Raw genomic sequence first — 14,594 nt, 5'->3', positions numbered from 1 at the left:
CGGCCGGGGCGAAGATGTGGTGCGCGTCGCGGAGGTACCGCTCGATGGACCGGTCCGTGAAGAGGCCGGCGGCGGCGTGGATCTCCATGGCGTTGCGGCCGGAGTCGATCGCCGACTCGACGTTGACGAGCTTCGCGTTCATCAGCTCGGCGTCGCAGGACATGCCCTGGTCGAGCAGGTGCACGGCGTGGTACGCGGCGAGCCGGGCCGTCATCAGCCGGGACTGCATCTGGCCCAGCTTCAGCTTGACCGTGGGCAGGTCGTGGAGCGGCTTGCCGTAGCGGATGCGCTCGGAGGCGAAGCGGGTCGTCTCCTCCAGGATCGCCTGGTGGATGCCGAGGGAGACGGCGGTGAGGTTGGCCCGTCCGTACAGCACGCTGGAGGAGTACGCGACGGAGAGGCCGTCGCCCTCGTCGCCGAGGCGGTTGGACGCCGGGACGCGGCAGTTCTCGAAGATCAGCTCGCCGAAGCTGAAGCCGTGGAGCCCCATGGCGGGCTGCTGCGGACCGGTCCTGAATCCGAGGCGATCGGATTCGACCAGGAATGCCGTGAGTCCCTTCGAGCCGGGACCGGTCCTGACCACTACGCCGTGCAGATCGCCCACGTGGCTGTTTCCGACGTAGACCTTCCTGCCGTTGAGGATGTAGTCGTCGCCGTCCCGGACCGCGCTGGCGTTCATACCGAGGACATGGCCGCCGGACTCGGGTTCGGTGACGGCGATGGTCGGCAGGCACTCACCGGCGGCGACGGCCGGAAGCCAGGTCTTGCGCTGCTCGTCGCTGCCGAAGTGGACGATCTTGGCGGTGCCCAGCTGCGAGGCCTGGACCATGGCGCCCATGGCGCCGCTGACCCGGGAGAGCTCCTCGATGATGATCGTCTTGGCGAGGTGGCCGGCGCCCATACCGCCGTATTCCTGGCTGATTGTCGCCCCCAGCCAGCCCTGTTCGGCGATGCGCCGGGAGAGTTCGTGATGGACCGTCCGGGACGCTTCCATCTCGGCTATTCGTGGCCGAACCTCACTCTCTGCGAAGTCTCGGACCGTTTTCCTGAGTTGATGATGCAGTCGACTGCTGAAGTAGCCGTCCATTCGAGCCTCCCCTGCGAAACGCCTGCTCGTTCTGTCGATCGAGCAGGTGGTGCATCGGCAGTGGTCCCGTCCCGAACAGGCCGACGTCTTCATGGTGTTGATCTTTCCGGGACGGAGCAATATCGCCACGACTTTTGTCTTAAACAGGAGCTGTTGACGATTGAATCTGACTGTGTTTCGTGTGGTGTTGGCCCCCTTGCACCGATCCGGAGTCCATTCCCCGTGGGCATCTTTCTGCCACATGCCAACGGCAACGGATCCCCGGGCATATGGCCATGAGGTCACCGACGTCGCCACATGAGCACCTTCATCACCATGGAGGCGACATTCCGCTTCCTGTCCGATCCGGCCCTCGCCCCGGGAACACGGGCCTTGCACCCGCCCTCCCCACTTCGGGAGCCCTCACCACGGGCGTGCGAGCGCAGTCAGGGGCGCGTGGAAGCGTTACGGAGAGTGAGCGTTGCGACACCGGCGCGTGCCCCCGCGCGGGCGCCGGAAAGGGTTCGTGACCACCGTCGAAAGTGCGGTATTGTTCTCATGCGCGTTCGGCCAGGGGAAACCCCAGGTCAGACGGGCACCGGGACGTGGCGCAGCTTGGTAGCGCACTTGACTGGGGGTCAAGGGGTCGCAGGTTCAAATCCTGTCGTCCCGACTCGAAAGAGTCGTTGATCGAGGGGCCGTTTCAGAGCGATCTGAAACGGCCCCTCGATCGTTTTCGGGCGCGGTCCCGCTGATCGCTCGGCGGCGCGGGGTTCACCAGGTGGGGCCGAGGCGCAGGAGATGGTCGCGGACCCTGGTGGTGTGCGGGTTGTCGGGGACGCCCGGCCGCTGTACGAGGTAGGCGGTGTTGATGGGCGGGTCGTCGGTCTCGTGCAGGGCGACCAGAGTGCCGGCGGCCAGTTCGTCCTGGCAGAGGTAGCGGGGCAGGACCGTGAAGCCGGCGCCCGCGGCGACCGCCGCCAGGACTCCGCGCAGGTCGGGCACGGTGACGGCCGCGCGGCGGTTCAGACGCCGGTCGAAGACGTGCCGCCAGTAGCGGCGGGCGATGGGGAGGTCCTCCGCGTACGTCACGAGGGGGACGGTGTGCAGGACGCCGGGGCCTTCGGTGGTCACCCGGCCGTCGAGGCGCTCGGCCCACGCGGGCGCGGCGACCAGGACGAACTCCTCGTCGAGCAGCGGTACGGACGTCAGCGTCCGGCCGCGCGGGCGACTGGTGGCGATGGCCAGGTCGTGGCGGCCGGCGCGGAGTTCGTCGAGGAGGGGTTCGGTGAGTCCGGTCGCCACCCGGAGCTGGACGCCGTCCGCCACGAGCGGCGCGAGGGCGGGGAGGACCCGCGTGCACAGCAACTCGGCGGGGCCCGCGAGGTGCACGGGGGCGGTCGCGCCCTCCGCCGCGGGGCCGTGACCGGTGGCCGCAAGCAGGGCGTCGAGCGGGTCCATGACCCGTGCCGCCAGGTCGTGCGCGTACTCCGTCGGAGCGACGCCTCGCGGCAGACGGGCGAACAGCTCCCGGCCGGCCTGCCGCTCCAGGGTGCGGACCTGTGTGGTCACCGTGGGCTGCGAGATGCCGAGCAGCTGCCCGGCGGCGGTGAAGGAGCCGGAGCGGTAGACCGCGAGGAACGTGCGCACGAGGTTCAGGTCCAACGGCGACGAGCGCGCGGGAGGCGGAGTGGGTACCGCCTCCTCCGAGCCATCGGGATTCCTATGCTTCACGGGGAGAAGCATAGTCAGGGGGATGGCCCGGAGGGGTGGCCGGAGTGGGCCGGCCGGTGGCCGCGGTCAGGCCATCTTCTGGAGGACCTCGGCTGCGAGCGGGGCGGAGGAGGACGGGTTCTGGCCGGTGACGAGGTTGCGGTCGACGACGATGTTCGGCACCCACGGCTCGCCCACCTGGACGTCCACGCCGGCCTCGACGAGCCGGGTCTCCAGGAGCCACTTGGCCTTGTCGGCGAAGCCGGCCTGGGTCTCCTCGGCGTTGGTGAAGGCCGCGACCTTGTAGCCGGCGAAGGCGTTGGTGCCGTCGGCCTTCGTGGCGGCGAGCATGGCGGCGGGGGCGTGGCAGACGACCGCGAGGGGCTTGCCCGACGCGAGGGCGTCGACCAGGATCCGGCCCGATACCGGGTCGACGGCGAGGTCCTCCATGGGGCCGTGACCGCCGGGGTAGAAGACGGCCGCGTAGTCGTCGAGGCGTACGTCCTCCAGCGTGATCGGGTTCTTGATCTCGTCGATGGAGGCGAGGGTGGCGGCGACCTTGTCGGCGCCCTCCTGGCCGCCGTTGACCTCGGGAGCGAGGCTGCCCCGGTCGACCGTGGGAACGACGCCGCCGGGCGTGGCCACCACGATCTCGTGACCGGCGGCCTTGAACACCTCGTACGGCGCCACGGCCTCCTCCGCCCAGAAGCCGGTGGGGTGCTTGGTGCCGTCGGCGAGCGTCCAGTGGTCGGCGCCGGTCATCACGAAAAGGATCTTGGACATGCGAGGGGCTCCCAGGGTCGTCGGTGCGGCGATGTCTTCGACGCTATGCCCGCCGCCGAGAGGTTTCCAATGGAGAATCCGATGTCCGGCATGGGAACTCCGATGGGTCCTGGGGAATACCGTCTCGGCGGCTCCGACCTGCGGATTCGCTCAGCTGGGGGTGGGGTCGGGAGCGGTGGCCGGGGCGGTGAGGCCCGCGAGGACCAGGGCCCTGGCGACGGCCGGGAGGTCCAGCGGGTCGCCGTCCGGGTCGGTGGGGCGCAGCCGCTCCAGCAGCAGCCCCGGCTCAAGCCGGTGCGCCTCGGCTGCGGCCAGAAGCGTGTCCGCGCCCGGCCCGTCGGTGGTGGCGTCGATGCGGTCGGACAGGTCGCCCACCGCCCGGTCCCGGTCGACGAAGCCGATCATGCCGCAGTCCAGGCCGTCGTCGCCGAGGTCGTCGGGATACGTCGCACGGGCCCAGGTCCCGTGCTCGTACCAGTAGACGCAACCCAGCTCGTTGCCCTCCAGCCGGTCGCGCAGCTCGTCGTACGGGAGCCACTCCGGGCCGCCCGCGAGCATGTCGATCGGCGGCTCGTGCCACTTGACCTCGCTCGACTCGTCCTCGCCGTAGAGCACGAACCGGCCTTCGCCCATCCGGGACATGGTCCACCAGGTGCAGCCCGAGTCGTCGTAGTGGAGGCCCTCGGCGTCGATCCAGACGCCGGTGCGGTAGCCGCTCCGGCGCTGCTCGTCCTCGATGGTCGCGCCGACCGCGGCGCGCAGTGCCCACCGGGCCCACAGCGCCTCGCCCGTGGGGAGGTCCTCCGGCAGTCCCGGACGGTGAATGGTCATGGGTGCCCCCGTGTGTCGTCGTAGATCAGAGACCGTATCGGAGGGGTCCGACACGGTCTCCGTTCGTCTGGGGGCGGTCCGTCAGTCCGTCAGTCCGTCTTCGCCGGAGCCGGAGCCGGAGCCGGAGCCGGAGCCGGAGCCGGGTCCGGGTCCGGGGCCGTGCGGGCGAAGTGGCGGGCCGTGGGGGCGAGTGCTGCCGCTGCCGGTACGAGGAAGCAGGCGGCGGCGCAGACGCCGAGGACGGGCGTGACCCCGAAGGCGTCGATGGCCGGGGCGATCAGGGCCAGGCCGACCGGCGCGAGGCCGTACGACACGAGGAAGTCCAGCGAGGAGACCCGGGCCAGCTTGTCCGGGGCGACCTCGCGCTGGGTGGCCGTGAACCAGGGCACGTTGAACAGCTCGATCCCGATCCCGGCGACGGCGTAGGCGGCGACGACCACGAGCGGGTGCACGGGCAGCATCAGGCTCAACGGCGCGACGCCGTAGGCGGCGAGCCCGGCGAAGGCGGCCCAGCCCTGGGAACGCGGCCGCAGACGGGCGATGACCAGCGCTCCGGCGAGCGCGCCCACGGTGTACGCGGTCATGGCCGCGGCCAGCACCCACTGGGTGTCGTAGCGGTCCCTGCTGATCAGGGGCAGCGCGACGCTGGTGGCGGAGTAGCCGAGGGCGATGACCGCGACGAGGGCGGCCAGTCCGGCGAGGAACCACGGGTGGCGCCGCGCCTCGCGTATGCCCTCCAGGAACTCGGCGCGGAAGCCGGCGCGCGGGGCGGGTCCGGCGGCCCGGTCCGCCGCGGTGACCGAGCCGGTCGCGGCGGCGGGCCTGCCGGGGACGAGCGCGGCGACCAGCCAGAGCAGACCGATGCCGAGCAGCAGCGTCCCGATGTCCAGGAAGGCCGCGAGCAGCGCGGTCAGGGCGGGGCCGGTGAGCGTGGAACCGCGTACGGCCATGGTCATGGCGGCGTTGGCCTGCTGGCGGCGCTCGGGGTCGACGGTCTCGGCGGTGAGCGCCTGGAACGCCGGGCGGCACGCGCCCTGTCCGGCGCCCGCGAGGGCGGCGGCGGCCGTCATCAGCACGAGCGAGCGGCCGAGGCCGAGGGCGAGGAGGGGCGCGGCGGCCGCCGCCGCGAGCGCCGACCAGAGGACGACCGCGCGGCGGGAGTGCCGGTCGGCGAGCACGCCGCCGACGGCGACGGCGGCGAGGAATCCGGCGGTGCGCGCGGCGAGGACCAGACCGAGACCGGCGGCGCCGAGGTCGCGGTGCAGCACGGCGAGCCCGAGGACGAAGGGGAGGGCCCAGGTCGCGAGCCCGGAGGCGGTGGTGCCCGCCCACAGGCGCAGGAACGCGGTGTCGCGCAGGATCGAACGCGGGGGCGGAGTCTCGGACTTGGCCGCTGTGGTCGCGGGTGTGGTCGCCACGGTGTGGGTGCTCCTTGGAGGCAGGGGTGAGTGGGCGCGGAGGGGCCGGGGGTTCGGTGAACGGGACCCCCGGGGTCGTTAATGAAAATGAATACCATTACAGTACCCTTCGAACGCGGCACTCCTGCCCGGTGCACGACAACACCCACGCCTTATCCAGGCCCCCGCAGACCGGAGACCTCCCATGCGCCACCCCACCCGCCTCGGCATCGCCCTGGCCGTCCTCATCGCCACCGCGGGCTGCTCCGCGGCGAGCGGCGACGGCTCCGCGCCGGACGCCAAGCCCGCCGACGGCGCGTCCGCCGCGGCGAGTTCCGTCACCAGCTGCGGCCGCCAGGTGTCCTCCTCCGAGCCGCCGAAGCGGGCCGTCGCCCTGGACCAGGCCTCGACCGAGACCCTGCTCGAACTCGGGCTGCAGGACCGGATGGCGGGAACGGCCAACCTCAAGACGAAGATCCCGGCGCGGTACGAGGCCGCGTACGCCAAGGTCCCCGTCATCGCCCCGAAGATCGCCACGGCCGAGCAACTCCGTGCGGCCACGCCCGACTTCGTCCTCGCGGGCTCCTCGGACCTGTTCACCAAGGACCGGGCCGGCACCCGTGAGGAGCTGGACGCCCTCAAGGTCCCGACCTTCGTCAGCGCCGTGGACTGCCCGGAGCGGAACCAGGCCGGCAAGACCCCCTTCGAACTGCTCTTCTCCGACTACGAGAACCTCGGCAAGGTCTTCGGGGCCGAGAAGCGCGCCGATGCGCTCGCCGACCTCCAGCGGGCCGCCGTCGCCAAGGCAGGCGCAGGCGCCTCCAAGGTCCCGCAGGGCGCGGACGCGCCGACCGTCGTCTACCTCTACTCCGTCTTCAACGGCATGCCGTACGTGGCGGGCGGGACCGGCCTCCCCAGCGAGATGAGCCGGATCGTCGGCGCGAAGAACGCCTTCGACGACGTCGACGAGGACTGGCCGGAGGTCTCCTGGGAGGAAGTCGCCAAGCGCGAGCCGGACTTCATCGTGATCGGCGACCTGTCCGAGCGCGGCCGGCCGGGCGACAGCGCCGCCGAGAAGCGCGCCTCGATGAAGGGGCACCCGGTGGTCTCCCGCCTTGCCGCGGTCCGCGACGACAAGATCCTCGAAGTGCCGGGCATCGAGCTGGACCCGTCGGTGCGCTCGGTGCACACCCTGGGGCTGCTCGCGGACGGGATGAAGGACCTCGGGTATGCCCGCTGATCCGGTCGGCGGGGCCGGGGAGGCGGTGGACCTCCTGGCGGTGGGGCCCGACAGGTCCGCCGGGTCCGACAGGTCCGCCGGGTCCATCGGGGTCGCCGGCTCTGCCGGTTCCGTCTCCGTCGGTTCCGTGGGTTCGGTCGGTTCCGTGGGTTCGGTCGGTTCGGTCGGTTCCGTCGGGGACACCCGTCGGTCCGGGGCGGCCCGGCTGGTCCTCTTCCTCCTCGCCGTGGCCGTCCTCGCGGGCTCGGTGGCGGTCGCCGTCCGCATCGGCACCGCCGATGTGGGCTGGACCGGTCTCGGCCGTGTCCTCGGCGCCCGTCTCGGCCTGGACGTCGACCCGTTGCCCCCGCTGATGGACTCCCTCGTCTGGGACCTACGGCTGCCGCGCGTGCTGATGGCCGCCCTCGTCGGCGCCTCACTCGCCGTGTGCGGCACGGTGCTCCAGGCGGTCACCCGCAACGCGCTCGCCGACCCCTACCTGCTCGGCGTCTCCTCGGGCGCCTCGACCGGGGCCGTCACCGTCGTCGTCCTCGGAGTGGGCGCGAGCGCGCTCGGCGTCACCGGCGGCGCGCTCGTCGGCGCCCTGCTGTCCTTCGCGCTGCTCCTCCTGCTGCTGCGCCGCAGCGGGCTGGACTCCGTCCGCATCGTCCTCACCGGCGTGGTCGTCGGCCAGCTGTTCACCGCCCTGACGTCCCTCGTCCTGATGGCCTCGGCGGACGCGGACACCACGCGGGCCGTCACCCACTGGCTGCTGGGCTCGATGGCCCCGGCCCGCTGGAACACCGTCGTGGTCTGCGCGATCGTCACTCCGCTGGGACTCGCGGTGGCCTGGCTCTGCTCCACCGCCCTCGACGGGCTCTCCTTCGGGACCGACACCGCCGCCTCCCTGGGGATCGGCGTACGGCACACCCGGGCGCTGCTCCTGGTGGTCACGGCCGTACTGACCGCGGTGGCGGTGGCCACCGTCGGAGCCATCGGCTTCGTCGGGCTGATCGTCCCGCACGGGGTGCGGTTCCTCGTCGGGCCGCTGCACCGGGTGCTGCTGCCCTGCGCGGCGCTCGCCGGAGCGGTGTTCCTGGTCTGGACGGACGCGCTGGCACGGGTCGCCTTCGCGCCCCGGGAGGTTCCGGTGGGCGTCATCACGGCCCTCCTCGGCGTACCGCTCTTCCTTCTCGTCCTGCGCAGGAGGGGGGAGCTGTGAGGATCACCGCCGAAGCACTCTGCTGGTCACTGGGCGGCACGCCGGTCGTCCGCGACGTCGGCGTGGACATCGCCCCCGGCGAGACCGTGGGCCTGATCGGCCCGAACGGCTCGGGCAAGTCGTCGCTGCTGCGCTGTCTTGCCGGCCTCCGGGTCCCCGACGCGGGCGAGGTCCGCTACGACGGGGAGTCCGTACGCGACTGGAGCGCGCGTCGCATCGCCCGCCGAGTGGCCTTCGTGGCACAGGACTCGGGCGTGGACAGCGACCTGAAGGTCGGCGACGTCGTGGGTCTCGGGCGGACCCCGTTCCGGGACCGCTGGCGCGGGCCGGACGCCACCGACCGGGCCGTGGTCGCCGCCGCGCTCGGACGGCTCGGACTCACCGCACTCGCCGACCGCCCCTGGAAGGCCCTGTCGGGCGGGGAGCGACAGCGCGCCCACATCGCCCGCGCGCTCGCCCAGCAGCCGTACGCGCTCCTGCTCGACGAGCCCACCAACCACCTCGACGTGAAGCACCAGTTGGAACTGATGGAGCTGCTGTCCGGCACCGGCCGGACGGTCCTCGTCGCCCTGCACGACCTGTCGCTCGCCGCCCGGTACTGCGACCGGCTGCTGCTCCTGCACCACGGCCGGCTGATCGCCGCCGGCCCGCCCGCCACCGTGCTGACCGCCGACCGGCTCGCCGAGGTCTTCGAGGTGGACGCCGAACTCACCACCGACGCCCTGGGAAACCCCCAGGTCACGTACCGCGGCCCGCTCAGCGCCGCGCCACCGGTGCCTGCACCGGCACCAGGCCCGGCACCGTCAACCCAACCCGTTCTGTGAGAAGGAAAGCCATGACCGAGACGATCCCCACCCGTACCACCGCGACCTCCGTCGACGGCCTCGTCGAGGCCGTCCTCGCCGGTGAGCACGGGCCGCTTCCCTCCGAGCTCGTCGCGACCAGCGTGTTCTGGATCCACCACGGCACCCGCCTGGCCGGCGGCGACACCACCTACCTCAACCAGTACGTCCTCGTCCGCCTCGGCGGCTCGTTCGGCGGCTGCGCCTTCGAGGCGGGCGAGATCGACCCCTCGATCTGCCGCGACTCCTCCGGCACCCGGCTCGACGTGCTCCTGCGCGAGGCTCCGCGCCCGCTGCGCATCGCCGCCCTCGACGCCTACCTCTCCGAGGTCCGCCCGCACCGGACGGCCGGCGCGGCGGGCGAGGCCGAGCCGGTCACCCTCCCCACCGGAACCCCGGAGGTCCGCGCGAAGGCCCGTGACGCGGCCATCGCCGGCCTGCTGGACATCGAGGAGGGCGCCGAGGTGGGCCTCATCGGCGTCGTCAACCCGCTCGTCGCGGCGATCCGCGAGCGCGGCGGCCGCCCGCTGCCCTGCGACCTCAACCTCAGGACCACCCAGTGGGGCGACTCCGTCACCGCCGACATGCACGAAGTGCTCGACCGGGCCGAGGCGGTCGTCGCCACCGGAATGACCCTGAGCAACGGCTCGTTCGACACGATCCTCGACCGCTGCCGCTCCCGCGGCATCCCGCTGGTCGTCTACGCGCAGACCGGAAGCGCCGTCGCCCGGGCCTTCCTCGGCTCCGGCGTCACCGCGCTCTCCGCGGAGCCCTTCCCCTTCTCCCAGTTCAGCGCCGAGGAGACGGTCCTGTACCGCTACCGGACGGTGGACGGCGCGTGATCCCCGCCGCCCGCGCCACCGCCACAACCACCGCCACAACCACCGCCACAACCACCGTCACCGGCACCGGGTCCGCGCTCTGTCACCACGGCGAGATCCTCCAAGGCGTCTTCCTCGACGACGGCGGACGCCGGTGCGCCGGACTGGTCACCCTCCCCATGGCCGGCCCGGGCAGCAGGGCCGAGTTCGTCCGCGCCCCCGGCACACCGCCCGAGGCGCTCACCGTCGTACCGGCCGGCCGGAGCAAGGCCGCCCGCGCCGCCGTCCTCGCTGTCGCCGCGTGTGCGGAACGGGCCGGACAACCGCCCTGCGGAGGGGAGTTGCGCCTGACCGGCGACATACCGGTGGGTCTCGGCATGGGCAGCTCCACCAGCGACGTGATCGCCGCCGTCCGCGCGGTCGCGGACTCGTACGGCTCGCGCCTGACGCCCGGGACCGTCGCCCGGCTGGCGGTCCGCGCGGAGCTGGCCTGCGACCCGCTGATGCTGGACGGCGGCGGCCCCGTGCTCTTCGCCCAGCGGGAGGGCCGGGTCCTGGAAGTCCTCGGCCCCTCCCTGCCGCCACTGGTCGTGGTGGGCTGCCTGCTCGGCGGCGGAGCGCCCGTGGACACGCTCGCCCTGCCCGCGTACGAGCCCGACGCCGGTGACGTACGGGCCTACGAGCGGCAGCGTGCGCGGCTGCGTCGGGCCATGGCGACCGGCGACGTCGGGCTGCTCGGCGAGGTCGCCACCGCCAGCGCCCGGCGCGGCCAACGGATCCTCGGACACCCCGAGTTCGACGCACTGACCGGCATCGCCCGCCGCGTCGGGGCAGTGGGCGTGCAGATCGCGCACAGCGGCGCGGTGGCGGGCGTGCTCTTCGACCCGGCCGAGCCGGGCGTGCGCCACCGGGTCCGTGACTGCCTGCGCGCCCTGGACGCCCACGGCATCCCCGCCACCCGCACCTTCACGACCTCGACGACCGTCACCACCACCAAGGAGCTCTGTCATGGACCAGCACATCGCGGAGTCGGTCGGCCGGCCGGACCTGATACGTCTCGACGACCGGCTCGTCTGCCTGCGCTTTGAGACGATGAAGGTGGTCTCCGCGCTCGCGGCGGTACGCCACCTCCTGGACACCGGAGCCGTACGCCGCGGGGACACCCTGCTGGACAGCTCCAGCGGCATCTACGCCTACGCCCTCGCCCTGGCCTGCCATCGCTACGGCATGTGCTGTCACATCGTCGGCTCGACCACCGTGGACCACACGCTGCGCACCCAACTCGCCGTGCTCGGGGCGACGCTGGAGCAGATGGAGCCGTGCAGCGACCTCAAGCTCGACCAGAAGCGGCGCGTCGAGCGGATCCACGAGATCCTCGCCGAACACCCCGAGTACCACTGGATGCGGCAGTACCACGACGACATCCACTACCTCGGCTACCGAGCGATCGCCGAGCGGATCAGGGAGGCGACCGGAGCGGCCGGGCTCACCGTCGTCGGCGGGGTCGGCTCGGGCGCCTCGACCGGAGCCCTGGCCCGCTACCTCCGAGCGGCCCCGAGCGGCTCGGCCGACGTCCGACTCGTCGGCGTCCAGCCGTACGGCAGCGTCACCTTCGGCGCCGAACACGTCTCCGACCCCGAGATCATCATCGCCGGGATCGGCAGCTCCATCCCCTTCGGGAACGTCTCCCACGAGCTGTACGACACCCTGCACTGGATCTCCTTCGACGCGGCCCTGGCCGGCAGCGTCGACCTGCTGCGCCGGCACGCGGTCTTCGCGGGCCTCTCGACCGGCGCCGGCTACCTCGCCGCCCGCCACGAACGCGAGCGCACCCCCGGCCGTACGGTCCTCTTCATCGCCGCCGACACCGGCCACCGCTACGTCGACACCGTGTACGCCCGCCACCGCGAGGCCGCACCCCTCGCGACCCTCGCCCCGCGCGACGTGACCGACCGGAGCGAGCTGGCGCTGCCGTGGTCCCGGATGGACTGGAACCGCGCCCGGGCGGAGGCCTCTGCGGCGGACTCGTACGTTCCAGCGAGGTGATCACTCGTTGGTGAGTTCACCCGGCCCGGTCACCGGGCCGGCGCAAGGCTGGGGAGAGGAGCGGCGGTGACCGTGCGGCCGGGGCGTGCCGCGGGCAGGGGAGCGGTGTGACGAGGGAAGCGGGATCCCGCGAGGGCCTGGAGGAGCGGGCGGTGCTGCTGGCGGCGGGCCTCGCGGACCTGGCGGTGAGCACGCTCAGTACGGGACTCGGGGCCGTCCGGGGCCTGTTGAGGCGCTCGGACGCCGCCGAGGTGGCGGCGGAGGCCGAACGGGACCTGGAGGCCCGCGGTCGCCTCGTCCTCGACAGATACGCGTCGCCGCCACCGGCCCACCTGGAGGTCCTCGCCCGGCACGTGCTGGCCCGGCGGGCCGATCGTGACGTCTGAGCGCTGGGATCCGGCCGCCTTCAAGACGCGCGTCGACGACGTACTCCGGCGGTACGTCGCCGAGGAGGCCGACCTGCTGTCGGCGGTCGACCCCGCGCTGGCCCCGGTGGCCGAACAACTGGAAGCGGCGGTCGCGGACGGCAAGCGGCTGCGGGCGGCGTTCTGCTACTGGGGCTGGCGCGCGGTGGGGCAGCCCGACAGCGAAGCGCTGCTGCGGGCCGCGGCCTCGATGGAGATCGTGCACGCGGCGGCCGTCGTCCATGACGACCTGATCGACGACAGCCCGCTGCGCCACGGCCGCCCCACCGCGCACCTGGCGCTGCGCGACGCGGTGGAGCACCATCCGCAGCCCGCCGCGGGCGCCCGGTCGCTGGCCATGCTCGTCGGCGACCTGCTCATGTCGCTCGCCGGCCAGCTGTTCGTCACCAGCGGCGTCCCGGCCGCCTACCTCGGCCGGGCCCGTCCCCTCTGGGCGGCGCTGGCCAGGGATCTGATCGCGGGAGAGTGCCTGGAGATCCTGCACACGGGCGCTGCCCCGGACACGGCTGCCTCCCTGAAGGTGATCCGGTACAAGACCGCCAAGTACACCGTCGAGCAGCCCCTGTTGATCGGCGGCGCCCTGGCCGGGGCCGGCCGTCGGCTGCGCGAGGGCTACTCCGCGTACGGGCTGCCGCTCGGGGAGGCGTTCCAGCTGCGGGACGACCTCCTCGGCCTCTTCGGGGACCCGGAGACCACCGGCAAGGCGGGCGCCGACGACGTCCACGGCCGGCGGCCCACCGCGCTGCTCGCGGAGACCTGGCGGCTCGCCGACGGCGAGGAGCGCGGGCGCCTGCGCGAGCTGCTCGGCCGCCCCGACCCCGACGGTGACGCCCTGGAGGCCGTACGCGCACTGATGCGACGGCTGAAGGCGCCCGACCGGGTCGAGGCCATGATCACCGCGCGGGTCGGGGAGGCCCTCGGTGCCCTCGACGAGCTGAACCTGTCCGCGCCGCCGGCCACCGCGCTCACCGCCCTGGCGCACTCGGCGGCGGCCCGCCGTTCGTGACGGAGAACAAGGAGTCCTGCCCCATGACCGCTCCCACGCCCCGGACCGAGGCGTCGATGGACGCCCTGCGGCGATCCGGCGACGAACTCGCCGACGCCACCGTCGCCACGCTCTTCGAACGCGGCGAGGTCGGCACGTTCAACACCCTGATGCGGTACGTCTCCACCGCCGGCGCACCCCTGCCGGACGGGCTGCCCGAGGTCGCCCGGGAGTACCTCCACGCCACGAGCACCCCGCCGTCCTGGGTGGACTGGGGGGAGATGGAGAAGGCCCGGCTGTTCTTCATCGACAACAACGTGCACATCTCCACCGCGCTGTCCTTCGCCTCCATGCCCGCCTGCTACCTCGTCCCGCACGTGGCGAAGCTGCTGTCGGCGACCCACGGTCTGAGCTACCCGTCCAAGCGCATGGCGGAGACAGGCCAGTTCACCGTCTACCTGATGCAGCCCGACGCCTTCGAGGCCGGCAGCCGGTTCATCCCCGCCGCGCAGAAGGTCCGCCTGCTGCACGCCTCCATCCGCCACCACCTCACCCGCGAGAACCGTTGGCCCGCTGCAGAGTTGGGGGTGCCGATCTGTCAGGAGGACATGATCGGCGGGCAGATGTTCTTCTCGATGCTCGTCCTCGACAGCCTCCACCGACTCGGCATCCACATGACCTCCGAGGGCGCGGACGCCTACTACTACGCGTGGCGCGTGGTCGGCGCCATGCTGGGCGTCGACCAGGACGCCGTGCCGAAGACGATCGACGAGGCCCGCGGCTTCCTCGACCTGTACATGATCCGCCACATGGGACCCTCCCCCGAGGGATCCCATCTGACCCGGCAACTGATCGACCTCTACGAGGAGATCGTGCCGGGCACCCTCTTCGATCCGGTCGTCTCCGCGCTCATCCGCTACCTCGTCGGCGACACCTGCGCCGACTGGCTGGACGTCCCCCGCACCCGCTGGGACACCCTCGTCAAGTCCGTCCCCCACCTCCTCGGCGTCCTGGAGAGCATCGAGGACAGCTCACCGCTCGGCGCCTGGGCACTGGACCGCCTCGGCCACCTCACCACCGTCCTCGAACTGTCCTCCCTCACCCGCGGCCGCGTCATGCACTACGCCATCCCCGAGCACCTCAGGAAGGACTACGGCCTCTCGTCCGCCCCGGCCCGCACCCGACGCTGGGCACCCCCGGCCGCCACGGTCTCCCCGTGACGGCCGGTTCGTCGTCAGGCCGTC

The 14,594-nt window shown here is 72.5% G+C and carries 14 protein-coding genes and 1 tRNA gene; 10 read left to right on the top strand and 5 right to left on the bottom strand.

Going from position 1 to position 14,594, the window contains the following annotated elements:
* Positions 1-1,087 (bottom strand): acyl-CoA dehydrogenase family protein (locus SGA01_RS36460; RefSeq protein ID WP_141302312.1); only part of this gene is annotated, 1,087 nt, incomplete at its 3' end.
* A gap of 578 nt (positions 1,088-1,665) precedes the next feature.
* Between SGA01_RS36460 and SGA01_RS36455 the strand changes: the two genes are divergently transcribed.
* Positions 1,666-1,739 (top strand) — tRNA-Pro (locus SGA01_RS36455).
* Positions 1,740-1,840: 101 nt separating this feature from the next.
* Here SGA01_RS36455 and SGA01_RS36450 read toward each other — a convergent pair.
* The 4 genes from SGA01_RS36450 to SGA01_RS36435 all read right to left on the bottom strand — a co-directional run bounded on the left by SGA01_RS36450 (position 1,841) and on the right by SGA01_RS36435 (position 5,811).
* Entirely contained in the window at positions 1,841-2,800 is a 960-nt protein-coding gene (locus tag SGA01_RS36450; RefSeq protein ID WP_229917837.1) for a LysR family transcriptional regulator, read from the bottom strand.
* Positions 2,801-2,866: 66 nt separating this feature from the next.
* Positions 2,867-3,562 (bottom strand): type 1 glutamine amidotransferase domain-containing protein, encoded by a 696-nt coding sequence (locus SGA01_RS36445; protein WP_141302308.1) that lies wholly within the window; start codon positions 3,560-3,562, stop codon positions 2,867-2,869.
* Between the two features lie 150 nt (positions 3,563-3,712).
* Entirely contained in the window at positions 3,713-4,393 is a 681-nt protein-coding gene (locus SGA01_RS36440; protein ID WP_141302306.1) for a hypothetical protein, read from the bottom strand.
* A gap of 89 nt (positions 4,394-4,482) precedes the next feature.
* Complete coding sequence (locus tag SGA01_RS36435) at positions 4,483-5,811, bottom strand: MFS transporter (protein ID WP_141302304.1); 1,329 nt, start codon at positions 5,809-5,811, stop codon at positions 4,483-4,485.
* A 184-nt stretch (positions 5,812-5,995) separates the two neighbouring features.
* On the opposite strand from SGA01_RS36435, the gene SGA01_RS36430 reads away from it, so the two are divergent.
* The 9 genes from SGA01_RS36430 (at position 5,996) to SGA01_RS36390 (ending at position 14,570) form a co-directional block, all read left to right on the top strand.
* Positions 5,996-7,030, top strand: a complete 1,035-nt coding sequence (locus SGA01_RS36430; protein ID WP_141302303.1) for an ABC transporter substrate-binding protein — start codon at positions 5,996-5,998, stop codon at positions 7,028-7,030.
* Positions 7,020-8,231 (top strand): FecCD family ABC transporter permease, encoded by a 1,212-nt coding sequence (locus SGA01_RS36425; protein ID WP_229917835.1) that lies wholly within the window; start codon positions 7,020-7,022, stop codon positions 8,229-8,231. Before SGA01_RS36430 ends, SGA01_RS36425 begins: the two co-directional genes overlap by 11 nt.
* Positions 8,228-9,055 (top strand): ABC transporter ATP-binding protein, encoded by an 828-nt coding sequence (locus SGA01_RS36420; RefSeq protein WP_141302301.1) that lies wholly within the window; start codon positions 8,228-8,230, stop codon positions 9,053-9,055. The genes SGA01_RS36425 and SGA01_RS36420 overlap by 4 nt, the downstream gene beginning before the upstream one ends.
* Positions 9,056-9,066: 11 nt before the next feature.
* A complete protein-coding gene (locus tag SGA01_RS36415; RefSeq protein ID WP_141302299.1) occupies positions 9,067-9,915 on the top strand; it encodes a Rossmann-like domain-containing protein in 849 nt (282 codons plus the stop codon).
* A complete protein-coding gene (locus tag SGA01_RS36410) occupies positions 9,912-10,982 on the top strand; it encodes a GHMP family kinase ATP-binding protein (RefSeq protein ID WP_255325360.1) in 1,071 nt (356 codons plus the stop codon). The genes SGA01_RS36415 and SGA01_RS36410 overlap by 4 nt, the downstream gene beginning before the upstream one ends.
* On the top strand, positions 10,903-11,940 hold the full coding sequence (locus SGA01_RS36405) for a pyridoxal-phosphate dependent enzyme (RefSeq protein WP_141302297.1): 1,038 nt from the start codon (positions 10,903-10,905) through the stop codon (positions 11,938-11,940). The genes SGA01_RS36410 and SGA01_RS36405 overlap by 80 nt, the downstream gene beginning before the upstream one ends.
* 107 nt (positions 11,941-12,047) lie before the next feature.
* Entirely contained in the window at positions 12,048-12,326 is a 279-nt protein-coding gene (locus tag SGA01_RS36400; RefSeq protein WP_141302295.1) for a polyprenyl synthetase, read from the top strand.
* Positions 12,316-13,371, top strand: coding sequence for a polyprenyl synthetase family protein (locus tag SGA01_RS36395; protein ID WP_141302293.1), 1,056 nt, complete (start codon positions 12,316-12,318; stop codon positions 13,369-13,371). The genes SGA01_RS36400 and SGA01_RS36395 overlap by 11 nt, the downstream gene beginning before the upstream one ends.
* A 23-nt stretch (positions 13,372-13,394) precedes the next feature.
* On the top strand, positions 13,395-14,570 hold the full coding sequence (locus tag SGA01_RS36390) for an oxygenase MpaB family protein (protein ID WP_141302291.1): 1,176 nt from the start codon (positions 13,395-13,397) through the stop codon (positions 14,568-14,570).
* Positions 14,571-14,594: the final 24 nt, after the last annotated feature.

Origin of the sequence: Streptomyces gardneri (assembly GCF_006539185.1) — a bacterium.
GTDB lineage: Bacteria > Actinomycetota > Actinomycetes > Streptomycetales > Streptomycetaceae > Streptomyces > Streptomyces gardneri.
The sequence above is the reverse complement of the archived record's forward strand: the minus strand, read 5'-3'. Positions and strand labels throughout refer to the sequence as shown.

What these genes read in the sequence shown, in the direction of transcription:
- SGA01_RS36445 (WP_141302308.1), bottom strand. Translation starts at nt 3,562, where the DNA reads ATGTCCAAGATCCTTTTCGTGATGACCGGCGCCGACCACTGGACGCTC.
- SGA01_RS36440 (WP_141302306.1), bottom strand. Translation starts at nt 4,393, where the DNA reads ATGACCATTCACCGTCCGGGACTGCCGGAGGACCTCCCCACGGGCGAG.
- SGA01_RS36430 (WP_141302303.1), top strand. Translation starts at nt 5,996, where the DNA reads ATGCGCCACCCCACCCGCCTCGGCATCGCCCTGGCCGTCCTCATCGCC.
- SGA01_RS36425 (WP_229917835.1), top strand. Translation starts at nt 7,020, where the DNA reads ATGCCCGCTGATCCGGTCGGCGGGGCCGGGGAGGCGGTGGACCTCCTG.
- SGA01_RS36415 (WP_141302299.1), top strand. Translation starts at nt 9,067, where the DNA reads ATGACCGAGACGATCCCCACCCGTACCACCGCGACCTCCGTCGACGGC.
- SGA01_RS36405 (WP_141302297.1), top strand. Translation starts at nt 10,903, where the DNA reads ATGGACCAGCACATCGCGGAGTCGGTCGGCCGGCCGGACCTGATACGT.
- SGA01_RS36390 (WP_141302291.1), top strand. Translation starts at nt 13,395, where the DNA reads ATGACCGCTCCCACGCCCCGGACCGAGGCGTCGATGGACGCCCTGCGG.